The following is a 16,385-nucleotide window of genomic DNA, read 5'->3' on the forward strand; positions in this document are numbered from 1 at the left end:
AACGAATGATGCATAAACGGCTCGCTTTCATCGATACGCTCCGCGGCATTGCCGTGTTGTCCGTCCTGGTCCAGCATGTGCTCGAGATCATCGTGGAGAAGCACCCGACGGGCGCCTTCTACTGGCCGATCCACGATGTGTTCGGCTACTACATGAACTTCGGCCGGTTCGGCGTCGTGCTGTTCTTCTTCGTCAGCGGCTTCGTCATTCCGTTCAGCTTTCCGGACAGCGCCACACCGGGGCGGGACTTTGCGATCAGTCGCTTCTTCCGGCTCTACCCGGCCTACTGGACCTCGCTCGTGGTCGGGCTGGTGACGATGCAGCTGCTGGAGTCGAAGGTCTATCCGCTGGGGCAGGTCGCCGCCAACGTGACGATGTTGCAGACCTTCGTGAACGTCCCGAACCTGTGGGTGTTCTACTGGACGCTGGCGATCGAGCTGCTGTTCTACGTCGGGTGCACCATCCTCTTTGCGCTGGGATTGCTGAACCAGCGCTTCACGGCGGTGACGATCGTCGTTGCCGCCGCGCTGATCGGGACCACCGCTGCGCTGCTGGTGGAGAACAGGACCGTCTCCTCGGTGATGGAGGTCGGGCTGAACCTGTCGGCCATGTTCCTGGGCAAGATCATCCGCGACACCGTCATCGGCGGAAAGCTGCGATGGACCCATGTGCTCGGCTGCACGTTCCTCTATACGATCTTCGCCATCACCCTGTCCGACCGGCGGTTCGGAGGCGTGTATCACGAGAATTTCTTCCATAGCTATTCGATAGGATCTGCCTATGTCTGCGCGGCGCTGGTCTTCATCGGCTTCGCCGTGTTCGGCGAGAGAATGGCCTGGCGCCCGATGGCGTTCGTTGGCGTCATCAGCTACTCGGTCTATCTGATGTCGCCGTTCGCGATCGTCTTGGTCCATCGCCTCGTCTGGTTCGGCGATGGGCCGCTCGGATGGTCGATCTTCCTGGCTGTGATCCTGGCTCTGTCGCTTCTCGTCAGCTGGATGACGTTTACGTTCGTCGAGAAACCCAGCATTGCCTTTGGGCACCGTTTCCGCTCGGCGCGGCGCAAGAAGGTGGTTCTCGAGCCTGCCCTCAGTACGCAAGGCGCCGCAGAGTGACCGGGGTTCCGCACCACCAGGGGGGCGCCTACGACGGGTCGTTCGTTCCGTCGGTGCAGGGGCTTCGCGGCATTGCGGCGCTCAGCGTGCTGATGGATCATTTCTACGACATGCCGAAGGGCGGCATGTACGACATTGCGAATCCGGGGTTCCTGCCGCCGCTCTGGCCCTGGCTGCAATCGGTGATCAATGTCGGCGGGCATGGCGTCGAGCTGTTCTTCATGATCAGCGGCTTCCTGATCCCGGCCAGCCTGGTGCGGCATGGATCGCTGCCGCGGTTCTTCTTCGATCGCGTCCTGCGCATCATGCCGGTGTTCGTCGTCCTGCATATCGCGCTGTTCGCGATCGGTCCGATCGTGGCCTACAAGTTCTTCCGTGGGATCGATCTGACGAGCTATCTCACAATCTTCGCAGCCAATCTGTTCTTCGTGCAGGATGCGCTTGGTTTGCCCATTGCCCAGCAGAATGCCTGGACGTTGACCTACGAATGGGCGTTCTACATCTGGTTCGCAGCGACGTTTTCGATGCTGCGCGTTGGTGGCAAGATGCTGGCCGCGCCGCTTATCCTTCTGGGCGTCGCCTGCCTGCTGCATTGGCCGATCACGGCCTTCTTCTGCATCGGCATGCTGTTCAGCGCCACCGGCTTTCGCATCTCGATTCCCGGGCGTCTCGGCTTGATCGCAGGCCTTGCTTGCGGAGCAGCCATGTATGCGAGTCTGGTGTTGTTTCACCCGTTCGTGGGGCTCGTTCCCGGCTTCCTGCTGTTCGGCATGGTGCTTGCTCCGGGGTCCGGCCTCGGCAAGGCTCTGAGCGCGCCGGCCCTGCAATATGTCGGCAAGATCAGCTACAGCCTCTATCTCGTGCATCCCTTCGTGCTCTTCCCCTTGCAGGTGATCGGCCTGAAGCTGGTCGCCGTCGGTGTCGATCGATGGCTGCTGTGGGCCGCCTTCATCGGGCTCGGGCTGGTGATGTCATTGGTTGCGAGCGCGATCAGCCATGAGCTGATCGAGGTGAGGCTGCGGCGCCTGTTGGACGGCGCGATCCGCGGCATGGTCTTTCGACCGCTGAAGATCGGGCAATCGGTCTGAGAGACCATCTGCCCGTCGTATCAGCTCACGGTACGGCCGGCGAGCTTGCGATAGGAGCCCAGCAATCCCTCGGCGATGCGATCCCAGTTCAAGATGCCGGTCGCGGTTTGCCGCGCGCCGTCGGTCAGCGTCGCGGCAAGCGGCTTCGAGGTCAGCACGCGTTCGAGTGCATCGGCCAATGCAGTGACATCGCCGGGAGGAACCAGGAGGCCGTTCACGCCGTCCGTCACCACGTCGGGAATGCCGCCGGTGGCGCTGGCGACGACGGGACGAGAATTGCCGTAAGCGGATGCGAGCACGCCGCTCTGTGTTGCATCCTTATAAGGCAAGGCGACCACGGTGGCGGATTGAAACAGCTGCCCGGTATCCGCGGGCGAAATGTATGCGTTGATGGTCTTGACCGTCGGCATCGCCTCCATGCGCGCTCCGAGCCGCGTCATCTCGGGGCCGCGCCCGGCAACGATCGCCTCGTGCGCGACACCGCGCCGGGCCAACATGTCGATCGCGTCGATGAAGACGTCCAGGCCCTTGTAAGCCCACATCCGTCCAAAGAAAAGGATGCGTGCGGCTTCGGGCGCAGTCATCGCGCCACCGGCCGGTGGAACCATGAGCACGCCGTGCATGCTGGAGACCGTCTCGCCCCTGAAGTCGGGCGAGGCACGGCGAAAATCGGCAATGCAGCTCTCTCCGTGCGTCGTGACGATCGACGCGGCTGCGCGCATGCGTCCGCGCCAACCATCTTCGCGTGGCGAAGTACCGGAGCCGCCTTCCGAATGCGGAATCGCATCATGAACGGTCAACACCAGGGGAATGCCGAGTGGACGAAGGAGTTGGATCAGCCTGGACGTGTAGATTTCCGGAACTTCGTGACAATGAATCACGTCGGGGCGAAACGAAATTATGTCCAGGAAGGAGGCTGGGATGCCGATCGCGCCGCCGCGGCGCAGGCTCAGGTCGCGTACTCTCGTCTCGAATGGAGCCGTCACGGCAATATCGGCCAGTTCCCATTGCTGGTTGGCATCTTTGCGGTTGAGCACCAGCCGGACGTCGCAATGGCGAGCCAATCCCGAGGCGAGACGGTAGGAATATTCCGCAAAATGCGGTGCGTAGATCGCCACACGCAGGCGTCTGGAGTTAGTGAACGAACGCGGGGCGGACGAATTCATCAAGGCATCCATTTTGCATCACATCGCAGAGACTGAGGAAGTGTAGTCCACGATTTGAACTCACTTCCACTCTAAATCGAATCGTGATGGCGATCATCTGATTGCCATCACTCCGTCGTATTGTCGCGAGCAATCGGTCGCCGTTGTGAGCGGAGACAGGTGATCGCGTGTCGTCATCGCTCACCGCGCGGTCTCGTTTGAGATTGTGGTTGGATCTGTCGGAATTGGGTCGAATTGTTGATGAACGTCGTTCGGGGCAAGCAACATCAGGTCGTAGTGGCGCTGTTTTGGTCGCTCGCACAGAATTGGGGCGGCCGTGCGTTGTCGTTCGTGCTGTTCCTGGTGCTGGCGCGGCTGCTCGATCCCGCGGATTTCGGTCTTGCGGCGCTGGTCGCCTTCATCCTCTTGCTCTTGAGCTCGATCGCGGAATTCGGCTTCGGCGATGCGTTGATCCAGCGGCGGACGCTCGAACCCGCCGATGTGACGCTGCCCTTTTTCTGCTCGTTTGCAGCTTCGGCGCTCCTTGCTGCCCTGATCGCTCTGCTCGCGACGCATATCGAGCATTGGCTCGACGTCAAGGGGCTCGCGCCGCTGTTGACGGCCGCCTCTCTCTCTCTTCCGATCGGCACTGCCACCCTGTTCCAGGAGGCACTCTACAAGCGCCAGATGGATTTTCGCGTGCTCGCGGTCAGGACCATGGTGGCAACGGCCGTCTCCGGCGTCGTGGGGATAGCCTGCGCCTATTCCGGCTTTGGCGCCCTCAGCCTCGTGATCCAGGTGGTCGTTCAGAGCGCGATCAGCGGCCTGTGGCTCTGGAGCCAGCCGCGATGGCTGCCGATGCGTGGGTACGATCTGACGAGCTTTCGCGAGCTCTCAAGCTACAGCATCCACGTCATGCTGAACCGGTTGCTGGACTTCGCCATCGTCCGCACGATCGACATGATCATCCTGTCGCTCTACGGCGTCGCCGCTCTCGGCATCTACACGGTGGGGGCGCGGGTCTATATCATCCTGATGCAGCTGCTCACACAGGCGGTCATGGACGTTGCGCTGAGCGCATTGTCCAAAATCGCGCACGAGCGAGACCGGATCGCTGGCGCCTATCTGCGCAGTGTCAGTCTCGGCGCGCTGATCGGCTCGCCGGTCTTCGTGCTTCTTGCGGCGATCGCGCCGGAATTCTCCCTGCTGCTGTTCGGCGCGAAGTGGAGCGGCAGCGATGCGGTGATGAGGCCGCTGATGCTGATCGGCGCTGTCCAGACGGTGCAATTCGTCAACAGCGCCTATTTCGGCGCGCTCGGCAAGCCGAACTACGTCTTTTCACTGAATATCCTCAAATTCTGTGCGGTCGTGCCCGCAATGTTCCTGCTTCCGTCGCGCGACATCGGCCAGTTGGCGATGATCTTCGCGTTCGCGCAGCTCGTGGTGACGCCCGTGACGTTTGCGCTGGCGCTCCGACTGCTGGGCTTGAGCTGGGGGCAGTTTCTGCGTCCCATCGCGGGTTGCCTTTGCGCCATCGTCCTGGCCTACGGCGCGGTTGTCCTGTGCCGGGAGGCGACGCCGGGCATGAACCCCTACTTGCGGATTGGGCTGCTGTCGTCCTGCTTTGGAGCGACTTATCTGACGAGCATCCTGCTGTTCTGGCGGAAGCAGCTCTTCTCGCTGATTGATTTCGTCGTGAAGCGCGGTGCGGCCGCCTGATGAAGACGAGGAGGACGACGTGAAGCAATTGATTCCCGTACCCGTGCGCAGGCAGCTTCGGGGTTGGCTCAACAGCGCCAAGAATACGCCCTTTGCGCTCGATCTGCTGGAGTTGCGCAGGTGGCAGATCGCGCGGAAGGATGTCGGCGTCAACGCCGCACCGCGCAACGATCCGCGCCGGCTCGTGGTGCTTCCCTCCGATCCCTGGAGCATTCATCAGTCGCGTGGCGATGAGGCCATGATCGAAGCGGCTGCCGGAGAGATGAAGCGGGCCTATCCGAATCTCGAGATCCATATCGTCACCGCCACCGCCACGGCCAGCGCGGACGTGCGCGCCATGGGCTTCAAGCCGCTCGAACTCTGGAAGCAGCCGTTTTCCTATGAGACGGTGGCACAGGAGCTGTCTCTGACCAGACCGGATTTCGGGCTGGTTCTGGGCGCCGACGTGCTCGACGGCTACTATTCTCCGGTGGATGCCGCGCGCATGCTGCTCGTTGCCGACCTGATGGCGGCGTTCGGCGCCAAGGTCAGCGTGCTGGGCTTCAGTTTCAACTCCCGCCCGGCGAAGGCACTGCGCGAGGTGTTCCGGCTGCTGGGTCCGGGTGTGGCCTTGAACCTGCGCGATTCGATATCCCTTCAGCGCTTCGACGATTTCGCCCGGAAACGCGCACGTCTCGTCGCCGATGCCGCCTTCATGCTGACGCCGCGAGCGGATACCGCCGCCGTGAAGGAAATCGCGGCTGCGGTCGCGCGACAGCGCGAGCAGGGGCGCAAGGTCTTCGTCTTCAACATGCACCCGATGCTGTTCAAGAAGCCGGAGCCGGCCAAGCTGCGGAAAATGATCGAGCTTGCGGCGGCCGCCATGGCGCGGCTGTCCCGCGAGCACAATGCAAGCTGGCTGTTGCTCGCGCATGACTACCGGCCCGAGATCGCCGACGACAATTGCCTTCGGCCGCTGGCCGACCGCCTCGAGCCCGCGCTCGGCGAGCACGTGCACCATGTCAAGCAGATGCTGTCGGCGAGCGAGATCAAGGCCGTTGTTGGTCTGGTCGACGGCGTGATCACCGGCCGCATGCATCTGGCGATTGCGGCGCTCGGGCAGGGAACGCCGGTCGCGGCGATTACCTACCAGGACAAGTTCCAGGGCCTGTTCGCGCACTTCGGCATCAGCGAGTCGCTGTTGCTTTCGCCGGCCCAGTTCCTCGTCGGGGACAGCTTCGAGAAGTTTGTGCTGCACTTCCTCGGTGCGCACGAATCCGCCGGCGAGCAGGTACGCCAAGCGCTACCGGCCGTCATGGAGCTGTCGCGTGCCAACATCGCACCGCTGCTGGACGATGGCGCGATGCGGATGGCACCGGAGGTTGACGGCAAGGTCGCCTGAACGCCTTCCTCGTGATCGGCAGGGCGTCAGTTGACCGCCCGCTCGGTGTTGTCAAAGCGCATGGATGTTTCGGCTGCGACCGTCTGAGCCCTGCGCGGGGACGTGACGCATGTGTCAGCCCAGCGGTTGATGAGCCGGCGCGCGGGATTTTCGAAATAGGCGTAGGTGCGGTCCGCGAGGATGGTGAGGACCGCACAGCACGCCAGGGCGAACAGGCCAAATTGATCCGGGCGCAGTCCGAGCCAGGTCCACAACGGCTTGAACACCGCAATGAGGACGGCATCGTGCAGCATGTAGATCGCGTATGAGGTGTTCCCGAGTCGTCCAAGCAGGCGCGCGCCCGGAAACGCCTGGAAGGCGCTTTCGCCGACCGCGGTGAGCAGGATGGCGCAGGAGAACAGCAGAATGGCCAGATCCGGCTTGGCGAAGACGTTGAGGACGAGCACGGAAAGGCCGAACATGCCGATGCCGGCGAACACCACGCTCTTGTGCCGGTAGGGACGGGACATCCGGAACAGAATGGCGAGCAGGATGCCGTTCAGGAAGCTCGGCAGCGCGCGGAGCATGCCGTAGTCGAAATTGGCGCCGTACATCTGCGACCGTTCCTGCCAGATCGGCAAATGGCCGTGGGCAAGGACCAGATAGAGCGCCGCCACGATGGCGCCGAGCACGACTGGCTGGACCTTGCGTGCGAGCAGCATCAGCAGCGGAAAGATCAGATAGCAGAAGAATTCCGCGCTGATCGACCACGACGGCGAGTTGAAGCTGAGATGATCGGCGACGCCCCAGGCCTGGAGCAGCAGGAGGTTATACAGGAAGTCCAGCGAGGTTGATCGCGCGGTGCGCTCGAGGCCGACGCCGATCAGCACCACGAAGACGAGCAAGCTCAGCAGGTGCAGCGGATAGATCCGCGCGATACGGCGGATCATGAACCGGGAATAGGCGCGAACGCCGCGCGCGTCGGCCGGATAGGAATAGGAGATCACGAAGCCGGACAGGATGAAGAACATGTCCACGAACAGGCCAAAGGATCCGTTCCAGACCGGCGAAATGCCGGGGCCGATCAGCTTCAGGTGGAAGATGAAGACCCCGAGCGCGGCGACGAAGCGGTAGAAGTCGAGAACGACAAAACGTCTTGCTTCACTGGCTTCCATCGGGCCTCGGCGTCCTTGCGCGGTTCTTCTCCGTTCTAGAGTCGAATTGTGACGCAAGTTCGCAAGCGCGCCGGCCGATACGGCGCAATCGCGCCTGTCCGCCGGAATTCATGGCACCCATTCAATTGCTGATGGCAGTCAGCTGCCTGCTCATCGATGAGGCAGGCGCCCATCAAACGTACGAGGGCCAGGACCCTGCATGGTCCCGGTCCCCGACAATGTTGGCGCGCGTCTGCGCAGCAGTTCGCCGCGTTCAGACGAACAGGAAGTCGTGGCTCGTCAGGCTGCTGACATAGACGTTCTTCAGCAGGATCGTGTCGTTGGCCGAGAACGTGATGAGCGCGTTGGTGCCGGACTGTGTGATCTGGAGGTGACTGTAGTCCGCGGCGAGCAGCTTCGAGATCTGGACCACGTCGTGAGTCGTGCCGTCGCCGGCCTGGAAGTTGAGAATCTGGTCCTGGCCATGATCGTAGGCGATGGTGGTCGAGTTTGGCGCGGCCGAGAACACGTCGTTGCCGGCCCCCCCGTGGATCGTCACGCCGGCAGCGACGGCCGTGACGTTGTGGGTGCCGTCGGTCTTGGTCTGGTCGATGAACTGCAGTGCATTGGCGGTGTTGTAGTTCTCGTGCTGGGTTGTGCCGGTCTGTCCGTTGAAGTTGAACAGGAAGACGTCCTTCGTGCCGTCGACGTTGTTGGCAATCTCCTGGGTCTTGTTGCCGACGCTGTTGTAGATGTCGGTCAGCTTGCTGCCGTCGTCGTGGACGACCTGGGTATAGTCCAGCGTGCCGTCGGCATGGGTCCGGGTGAGCTCGACAAGCTTGCCCGAGGCATCGAGGTGCTGATGCTGGGTCGTGTAGGACTGCCCGGTGACGTTGTAATTCCAGTTGTCCGACGTGCCGTCGGCGTTCTTGATGTAGGCGGCGGTCTTCACGCCGCCGGTGTAGACGGTCGTCGAGTTGTAACCATCGCTCTTGGTCGTCACCTCGCTGGTGATGACACCCTTTGCGTCATACCAATCGGAGGTCTTGGTGCCGTCGGCGCTCTGCACCAGCGTGAATGCCAGGCTGTCGTCGGCGTGGGTGCGCACGATGTGGGTGAGGAAGCCTGTCGTATCGTAGGTGTCGTGCTCGTTGGTGTAGGTCTGGCCCACGATGTTGAACTGGAACACGTCCTTCGACCCGTCGGCGTGGTAGTCGGTTTCCGTCTTCTTGACGCCCGACGCATCGTAGTTGGTGACGACGTTGCCGCCGTCGCTGTTGACGACCTGGGTGTAGTCGAGCGAGTTGTCGGCATGCCAGCGGATCACCTCGGTCGTCTGGCCGGATGGATCGAGGTGCTGGTACTGCGTGGCATAGCTCTGGCCGGTGATGTTGTAGCTGTAGTTGTCGTGACTCATGTCCGCGTTGGTGATGTAAGCCGCGGTCTTCACGCCATTGGCGTACACCGTGGTCGAGCTGTAACCGCTCGGCTTCTGGACGACCTCGCTGGTGAGCACGCCGCTCGCGTCATACCAATCCGTCGTCTTGGTCCCATCGCTGCTCTGCACCAGCTTGAACGCCATGCTGCCGTCGGCGTGCTTGCGGATCAGCGTGGTGAGGAAGCCCGTCGCATCGTAGATGTCGTGCTCGGTCGTGTAGTTCTCGCCGGTGATGTTGAACAGGAAGAGGTCCTTGCTGCCGTCGGCGTGATAGTCTGTCTCCTTGGTCCGCGTTCCGGCAGCATCATAGTTGGTGACGACGCTGCTGCCGTCGGCGTTGATGACCTGCGTATAGTCGAGCGTGCCGTCGGCATGCTTGCGGGTGACGGCCGTGACCTTGCCCGACGGATCGACGTGCTGGATCAGCGTGGTGTAGCTCTGGCCGGTGATGCCATAGGCATAATTGTCCTGGCTGCCGTCGGCATTCTTCACATAGGCGTTGGTTTTGACGCCGTTGCTGTAGAGCGTGGTCGAGGTGTAGCCGTCCGCCTTCTGCACCACCTCGCTGGTGAGGCTGCCGGCGGCATTGTACCAATCCGTCGTCTTGGTGCCGTCAGGCGTCTGAACCAGCTTGAAGGCCGGGCTGCCGTCGCTGTGCAGGCGCGTCAGGCTGGTGAGGAAGCCGGTGGTGTCGTAGACGTCGTGCTCGGTCGCGTAGGTCTGGCCCGCGATGTTGTAGGTCCAGACGTCCTTGCCGTGATCGGCATGATAGGTGGTCTCGACCAGCTTGACGCCGGTGGCGCTATAGGTGGTGATGACGCTGCTGCCGTCGCTGTTGTAGACCTGCGTCGAATCCAGCGAGCCGTCGGCATGGCTGCGGGTCACCGAGGTGACCTTCCCGGAGGCATCGAGGTGCTGAACCTGAGTGGTGAAGCTCTTGCCCGTGATGCCGTACGTATAGTTGTCCTGCGAGCCGTCCGCATTCTTGACGTAGGCGGCGGTCTTTACGCCGCTCGTGTAGAGCGTGGTGGAGTAATAGCCGTCGGACTTCTGGACGACTTCGCTCAGAAGGGTTCCGGCGGTGTTATAGGTGTCGGTGGTCCTGGTTGCGTCGGTGCCGACATGTACGAACTTCGTCTTCACACCGCCGGTATAACTGATCAGGTCCTTGGAGCCGTCGGTGTAGGCGACGGTGGTCGAGGCCGGCTGCCCGCTCGAATTCACGCCGGTGTCCGATTTCGACAGAAGTGCCCCGCTGGCGTCGTAAGTTTTGGTGTTGATCCAGGTCGCGGCCGTGTTCGTCACCGAGAACGAATAGCCGCCCTGAATCTTGGAGAGGGCGCTGCCGTAATGGGCGATGATGTAATCCATCGTCGCCTTCGAGGCGACCGGCAGCACGTGGGAGTCCGTCAGCGTGATGCTCTGCAGCGCCGTCGACGTGCTGAGGTCGGACAGTTGCGGAACGATCTCGGCCGCCGTGCCGCTGACGCTGGTCCGGGTGTCCGGGGGCGTCGGGGTGGTCGCAGGTGCGTCGACCTCGATGATCAGCGGGTGATCGCTGACCGGAACGGTGATCGTGCTGACGTCGGTGTAGCTGGCGATCGCCGTGGTCCCCGTCAGCGTGTCGTACACCTTCACCGTATGATGGACGGCGCCGAGGTTCACCGTCACCGTCTGGGCCGCATTGGACACCTCGGTATCGGTGGCATCGTTCCAGAGCTTCGGCTCGGCCCAGACGACGAGCTCGTAGGCGCCATTGCTCTTGCCGAGCACCATGCTGTGGCCCGAGGCCGGCATGTTGCTCAGGGTATAGTTCAACGGATCAGTCGGCTGCAGGCCGCCCTTGCCGTCGTCGGCCAGGATGGTCGTCAGGTTGTGAATCGCCGTCGCGGCGAGCTTGGGCGTGCCGTCGGAGTTGAACAATCCGTAGTTCGCTTCCGGGTTGGTATTGGCGGCGGAGGAGTCGCGGTCGAACAACTCGTAGAGATAAGTCGCGCCGACACCGGCCTTGTAGGCATCGACCAGCGTGTTCAGGATCGATTTGGCCTGCACCGTCTCGTTGACGCCGAGATACTGGGTGTTGGCCTGCGTGGTGTAGCCGGTCTCCGTGATGACGACGGGCTTTCCCGGCGCCGCGGTGGAGACGGCGCTCAACGTGGCGGCAAGCGAGCTATTGGTGGTCAGACTGGTGCTGACATAGGCATGCGCATTGGCGAAGTCGACCGAGCCCGACATGTTGCCGAGCTGGCTGTAGCCCTGAGGATCGTTGTAGGCGAGCGACAGATTGAAGACGGGAATGCTGGACCGCGCAGCGTCCGCCTTGACGGCCTGATAGAGCACGCTCTGGAATTGGGCCGCGGCACTGAGGCTGGAGCTGCCATTATAGCTGAACGGCTGGTGATTGGCCTCGTTGAGACCCTCGATGGCGCTGATGCTGCCCGGATGACTCGCCAAGAACTTCTCGAGCGAGACGATGTACTTCTGAAGTCCGGTCGTACCCATCTGGGGCAGGGCGGACGAAACGAGGAAGTCGAACTTGTAACCGGCGGCGGCGAGGCCTTCAATCACAGGTTGCGCAGCCGGGCTGGTTCCCATTGCGTCGCGGAGACGGGTGACGCCGAGATATTCCAGGTCGTCGGCCATCAGCGCGAGATTGTTGTAGCCGGTCCACCCGAAGCCGGCGTGCGTGTTGACGCCGATGGAGTTGATGAAGCCGCTGGCGGACAGGATGGTTTGGTCGGACATTGCACACTCGGGTTCTTCAGCGCGAGCAAAATTGCTCGCAGGATTTGCGTTCAAGCTTCTCTGTCGAGTGTGAATTTCAGATAAAAATCGAAGCTACAAATCGCGAGTGAAATGGAGTTCCTTGCGCAGGAACAGACCCTCTCGCGTTGCAGTCAGAATATTGATGCGATGCCGGTGCACGATGGCGTGAGGAAGGCGCTTTCAAGATTTTCCACGATCTGCGCTGCTGAATTGATGCGCAGGCTGTGTGGGTTGGATCATGCGACGGGTTGCGAAGGAACATGCGGCACGCTTGCAGAGTTCGATGTCGGGCTCCGCGTCTCTCCGCAATTCAACGGGGGCCTCATCGTGCGGTTCGTGCTTCCTGCACGGGAAGTTTGCAGATGCCGCTTCTATGGGCGGTTAATGTGTAGGATATGCGCGCGAGGGTTGTGGAGGTCCGGCGATGGTGCACGCACACGCTGCGGTAGCCGAGACAGGAGGCTGGTTTCGTATTGGAACCTGAGGCTCAGGCTGCAGGGCGGCGGATCAGCTGCGGCGGGCCAGCATGAGAAAGTCCCCGCGCCATGCGATGATGGCCGTTGCGAACGCAGCGAACACGATCTTGCCGGCGAGCCATGCCGTGGGCTCCGTCGGCATCGAACCGAGCGATCCGATCAGGATCGCGGCCACCAGCGCCTGCATGACCAATGACCAGCGCGGGAATGCCTCAAACCGCAGCGTAGGACCGAGCGCGACCAGAATCGTTGCGAGGGTCGCGAGCGAGGCACAGCTCACCGCCCCCCGCGGCGACAGGCCGGCCGACACCGCGACCAGGGCGAGGGCCACGACGGTGGCGAGCTGGCCGGCCGCGACGACGACCAGTCTGGTGACCAGCTTCTCGAGATGCGGGACAACCGCGATCGTCGCCTGCAAATGGGTATGCAGGAAATAGAAGGCGGCGATCGCCGGCGCCGTCTCCAGGAATCCACCCAGGCTCTCCTGCGGCACCAGTATCCGCGCAGCATCTGGAATGAAGCCGACCAGTCCGCCGAGCAGCACGAGGGTCGTGCAGATCATGAACTCGAACATGCGACGGGCAGATTGCACTGATTTTGTGCCGGTCCCGTGCTCGAAATCGTTCACCACTTCGGGATAGCTCACGGTGTGGATCGCCGCATTGAGGACCCAGAAGGGACGTTGCAGCAGGTCGAGCGCGATCGAAAATCCGGCGCCTGCTCCCGTCGCACCCAGCCGGCCGATGACGATGAAACGGAGCAGCACCGGCACCGACAAATGGATGACCGACGCGCCCGCGGCAAGCATGCCGTAGCGGGAGAAAGCCTTCCAGTCGGCAAGCATCGTCCGCAACGAAGCGCGCTCCAGGGGGGTACGGTAGGCGACCAGCCCGGCGAGGAGGCCCAGCGCGTGGCCGGCGGCAACGCCGAGCAGCGCCGCCTCGGCCGTTCCTGAAATAGCTGCTCCCGCGGCGGCCCCGGTCAGAAGGGCGGTGGCACGAAACGCCAGAAGAAAGGACGCGATGCCCAGCCGATCGGACAGACGGACCGACAGGAAATAGAGATCCGTCAGGCCCTGGAGCACGGAAATGCCGAGGCCCAGTGCGATGATCCCGGTCGGGAGCACGCTGGCCAGAGATGCGGAGCTGCCGACCACGATGAGCGCGCCGGCACTCGACAGGCCAGCGGCAAAGAGCGACCATCTCAGCCGCGCCGCCTCGTTCTCCCTCGCTGCCGCCAGAAAGCGCAGTCCGGCGAGCTGCAGCCATTCGAACATCAGGACGCAGAGCAATTGGCTCGAGGCCAGTGCCAGCGAGAAATTGGTGTAGTCGGCGGCAGGCAACAGATGACTGATCGCGAAGATCAGGATGATCGCCGCGGCGCTCTGATAGACGTAGCCCGCCATCGCGAAGAGGCGTGTCATCTCGGAATGAGGCGCCCCTTGCCGACAGCCCGTCCCAGCGGCGCCTCGGCCGTTGCTGCGTGCAAGCGCGACATCCGTTGCTCGCGCAATTGCTCATACAGGTTCTTGTATGAAGACAACACGTCGGCAAATACCCATTTGTTGGTATCCGCGATGAGGCGCCGGCTGATCTCGTCGATCTTGTTCGGATCCGCCGCGATTGCGAGCATGCTGTCGGCCAGGGATTGCGGATCGGCTTCGGTCAGCCAGCCCGTGACGCCGTGCTCGATGACCTCGGGCATGCCGCCAAAGGGCGTTCCGAGCAGCGGCCTGCCAGCTGCCTTGGCGTCTGCGACGACGAGTGGACCGGGGTCGTGCCAGATGGATGGCGCTACGACCACGTCGACTTGCCTGTAGAAATCGTCCGGTGACACGAAGCCCATGAACTCGATGCGCGCGTCCGGAGCGAGCGCCCTGAGGCGTCGTTGCTCCTCGTCGCTGACGCGACCGGCAATCAGCATCCGGATGCGATCATGGGGCAGCATGGCAAGTGCTCGCATCAGGTTGTCGATGCCCTTTTCCTCCGTGAGGCGACCGATGAACCCGAACGTCACTTCCTTGGTGCAGATTGGACGAGGATAGGGCTCACGTGGCGGCTCGGTCGAGGCGTTGCGGATCACGGTACGGATCGGCGTCTCGGTGAACATGCCCATGTCGGTATGAATGGACAGGACGCGCTCGCTCACGCCGACCACGGCACTGAGCCAATGCGTGGCGCGCTTGCGATGATAGCTCAGGATTCCGCAGCTCGTGCAGGTGTGCTCGCAGGAGCGTCCCTTGTCGAAGCGCGAGCAGCGCGGACAGGTCAGATAATAGTCGTGAAGCGTATGGAGCACCGGGACGCCGAGCTGGGCGGCAACGCGCCAGATCGCGGTGGTGAGACCGGACAAATTGTTCGAGTGCATTACGTCCGGCTTGAAGGCCCGGACTCGCTCCGCGATCAGGGGCGCCTGCATCTGCCAGTCGTCGACCGCGTGCCAGATGCTGCGCAGCGCGACGTTCTTCTGCTCGGTGAAAGGCAGATAGATGTTCTGTACCGGCGCGGAATAGATGTCGATGCCGTTGCAGGATTCGCGAGCCTGCTGGGGCGCAGATGCGGCCCGTATCACCTCGACCTCGTCTCCGCGCTGCGCCAGGCCTTCGGCGAAACGTCGCGCGAAGATCTCTGCACCGCCAACGATCTTTGGTGCCTGAGGTGTCGGATAAAGCGTGGACGTCAAAAGAACTTTCATCGCATAACCTCGCGTTTGCAAATTTACGCCTACCGCGCCGGCCGTATCTCCAGGGCGGGAATGGTACCGTTGTTGACTGCAATAAGAACCGGTGTGCTCGAAACCGGAATCCAGGCCCTGGACACCGGTCTTGCGGCCGAATCGCACGGCATCGCAAAAGTTGCTCCTTCCTGATCGTCCTTGAGCCGGATTTCGTAACGTCGGTCCGGGGCCTCGGACCAGACTGCAACTCTGGCTCCAGACGCCGTGGATGCATTGATCGACACGACGCCGCTGGCGAGCTCTCGTCGCTCGGCGCTCAGGCTGGAACGAATGAAAGCCCAGGCGCCCTGGGTCGCACAGGCGACGGGTTTTGGCGAATTGTCGAAACGGAAGAGGCCGAAATTGTGCTCGAGCTCCGACGGATTCTTTCCGCTGTCCTTGAGCTCATAGAGCCAGATGCCCTTGAGCCAGCGTGCCGCGGTCGACGCCCACAGGATGAGCTGTGCCGTATTGTCGGCCTGGGCCTGTTCGCTGACGCGGCATTTGTTGGTCGCCGTGGTCCAGCCGGTCTCGGTGACATAGATCGGGAAGTCTGGATTCCCGCTCGCCTGGCCGACGAGCCGGTGAAACGCCGTGAGCCGCTCGATGATTTCGGCCGACGTGCGTTTGGCCGGGCCCATGCAGAAATTGTAGAGATGGATCGAAGCGCCGTCGGCATATTGCAGAACGCCGGTCCGCAGCATCTTCTCCGTCCATGTCCAGCCCGGATCGTCACCGAGCGCTCCAACCAGGAAAGGCGCATTCGGCGCAACCCGCTTGACCGCAGGTCGTGTGGCCTCGGCAAGCGCCAGATAATTCTCCGGTGAGAATGCGGCGTCTTTCTTGGCCGCCAGGTTCCACTCGTTCCAGAGCTCGAAGAGGGGATGCTGCGCCACGACCGATTGCGCCGCCGCAGCGGCATAGTCGGCGAACCGCTGCCGCGCCTCATCGGTCGTCGGCGGCGAGGAATTCGGAACGAGATGATGGCCGAACGCGAGGATCAGGAGCGGGCGGGCGACGCCGGACCGGACTTGCGCTTCGAGCCTGCCAAGTCTGGGTGTGAAGCCCATTCGGCGTCCTGCCGTTTCGAAATCGGACCAGGGAAAGTCGTCGCGGAAGGAGTTGAGGCCGAGCTGCTTGATCTGGGCGATGTTCTCTGCAGGGACGTAGCCACGCGCGCTCACCGGCCCGCCCAGCCCCTGATGGGTGCCGACACCCAGCAGAAATCGGGCATCGAGCGGTTGAGCGTGCTGAGCGCAGGCAGGGACCGACAGAAGAATGGACGAGATGAAGCCCGCGAGGCGGACACTGTCGCGAATCAAGGTGCGCGGGCGTGCCATGGTCTAGACCATGCTCACGCGCGATACATCGGCGGTGACACCAAACCCGGCCTGGTGCATCGCCATCGC

The 16,385-nt window shown here is 62.5% G+C and carries 10 protein-coding genes; 4 read left to right on the forward strand and 6 right to left on the reverse strand.

The annotated features are described in order from the left end of the window. Nucleotides 1–5: 5 nt before the first annotated feature. Entirely contained in the window at nt 6–1,115 is a 1,110-nt protein-coding gene (locus XH87_RS28545; RefSeq protein WP_271589803.1) for an acyltransferase family protein, read from the forward strand. Continuing rightward, entirely contained in the window at nt 1,112–2,203 is a 1,092-nt protein-coding gene (locus XH87_RS28550; protein ID WP_271589804.1) for an acyltransferase family protein, read from the forward strand. Before XH87_RS28545 ends, XH87_RS28550 begins: the two co-directional genes overlap by 4 nt. A 20-nt stretch (nt 2,204–2,223) precedes the next feature. Here the strand turns inward: XH87_RS28550 and XH87_RS28555 are convergent, their stop codons facing one another. Then, nucleotides 2,224–3,369: a glycosyltransferase family 4 protein gene (locus tag XH87_RS28555; protein ID WP_271589805.1), complete on the reverse strand. Its 1,146-nt coding sequence runs from the start codon at nt 3,367–3,369 to the stop codon at nt 2,224–2,226. A 240-nt stretch (nt 3,370–3,609) separates the two neighbouring features. On the opposite strand from XH87_RS28555, the gene XH87_RS28560 reads away from it, so the two are divergent. After that, the gene (locus tag XH87_RS28560) at nt 3,610–5,067 is read left to right on the forward strand and encodes a lipopolysaccharide biosynthesis protein (RefSeq protein ID WP_271589806.1); all 1,458 of its coding nucleotides are present in this window, start codon (nt 3,610–3,612) and stop codon (nt 5,065–5,067) included. Nucleotides 5,068–5,086: 19 nt separating this feature from the next. Continuing rightward, the gene (locus XH87_RS28565) at nt 5,087–6,448 is read left to right on the forward strand and encodes a polysaccharide pyruvyl transferase family protein (RefSeq protein WP_271589807.1); all 1,362 of its coding nucleotides are present in this window, start codon (nt 5,087–5,089) and stop codon (nt 6,446–6,448) included. Nucleotides 6,449–6,474: 26 nt separating this feature from the next. Here the strand turns inward: XH87_RS28565 and XH87_RS28570 are convergent, their stop codons facing one another. From XH87_RS28570 to XH87_RS28590, 5 genes are all read right to left on the reverse strand, one after another. Next, nucleotides 6,475–7,602 carry an acyltransferase family protein gene (locus tag XH87_RS28570; protein ID WP_271589808.1) on the reverse strand — a complete coding sequence of 376 codons (1,128 nt, stop codon included), beginning with the start codon at nt 7,600–7,602 and terminating at the stop codon, nt 6,475–6,477. A gap of 253 nt (nt 7,603–7,855) precedes the next feature. Next, nucleotides 7,856–11,764, reverse strand: a complete 3,909-nt coding sequence (locus tag XH87_RS28575) for an RHS repeat protein (protein ID WP_271589809.1) — start codon at nt 11,762–11,764, stop codon at nt 7,856–7,858. Nucleotides 11,765–12,292: 528 nt separating this feature from the next. Next, complete coding sequence (locus XH87_RS28580) at nt 12,293–13,684, reverse strand: hypothetical protein (RefSeq protein ID WP_271589810.1); 1,392 nt, start codon at nt 13,682–13,684, stop codon at nt 12,293–12,295. Continuing rightward, nucleotides 13,681–14,955 carry a glycosyltransferase family 4 protein gene (locus XH87_RS28585; protein ID WP_271589811.1) on the reverse strand — a complete coding sequence of 425 codons (1,275 nt, stop codon included), beginning with the start codon at nt 14,953–14,955 and terminating at the stop codon, nt 13,681–13,683. The genes XH87_RS28580 and XH87_RS28585 overlap by 4 nt, the downstream gene beginning before the upstream one ends. Nucleotides 14,956–14,984: 29 nt before the next feature. Next, entirely contained in the window at nt 14,985–16,316 is a 1,332-nt protein-coding gene (locus XH87_RS28590) for a hypothetical protein (RefSeq protein ID WP_271589812.1), read from the reverse strand. Nucleotides 16,317–16,385: the final 69 nt, after the last annotated feature.

The sequence above is a fragment of the Bradyrhizobium sp. CCBAU 53415 genome (assembly GCF_028128735.1).
Taxonomy (GTDB): domain Bacteria; phylum Pseudomonadota; class Alphaproteobacteria; order Rhizobiales; family Xanthobacteraceae; genus Bradyrhizobium.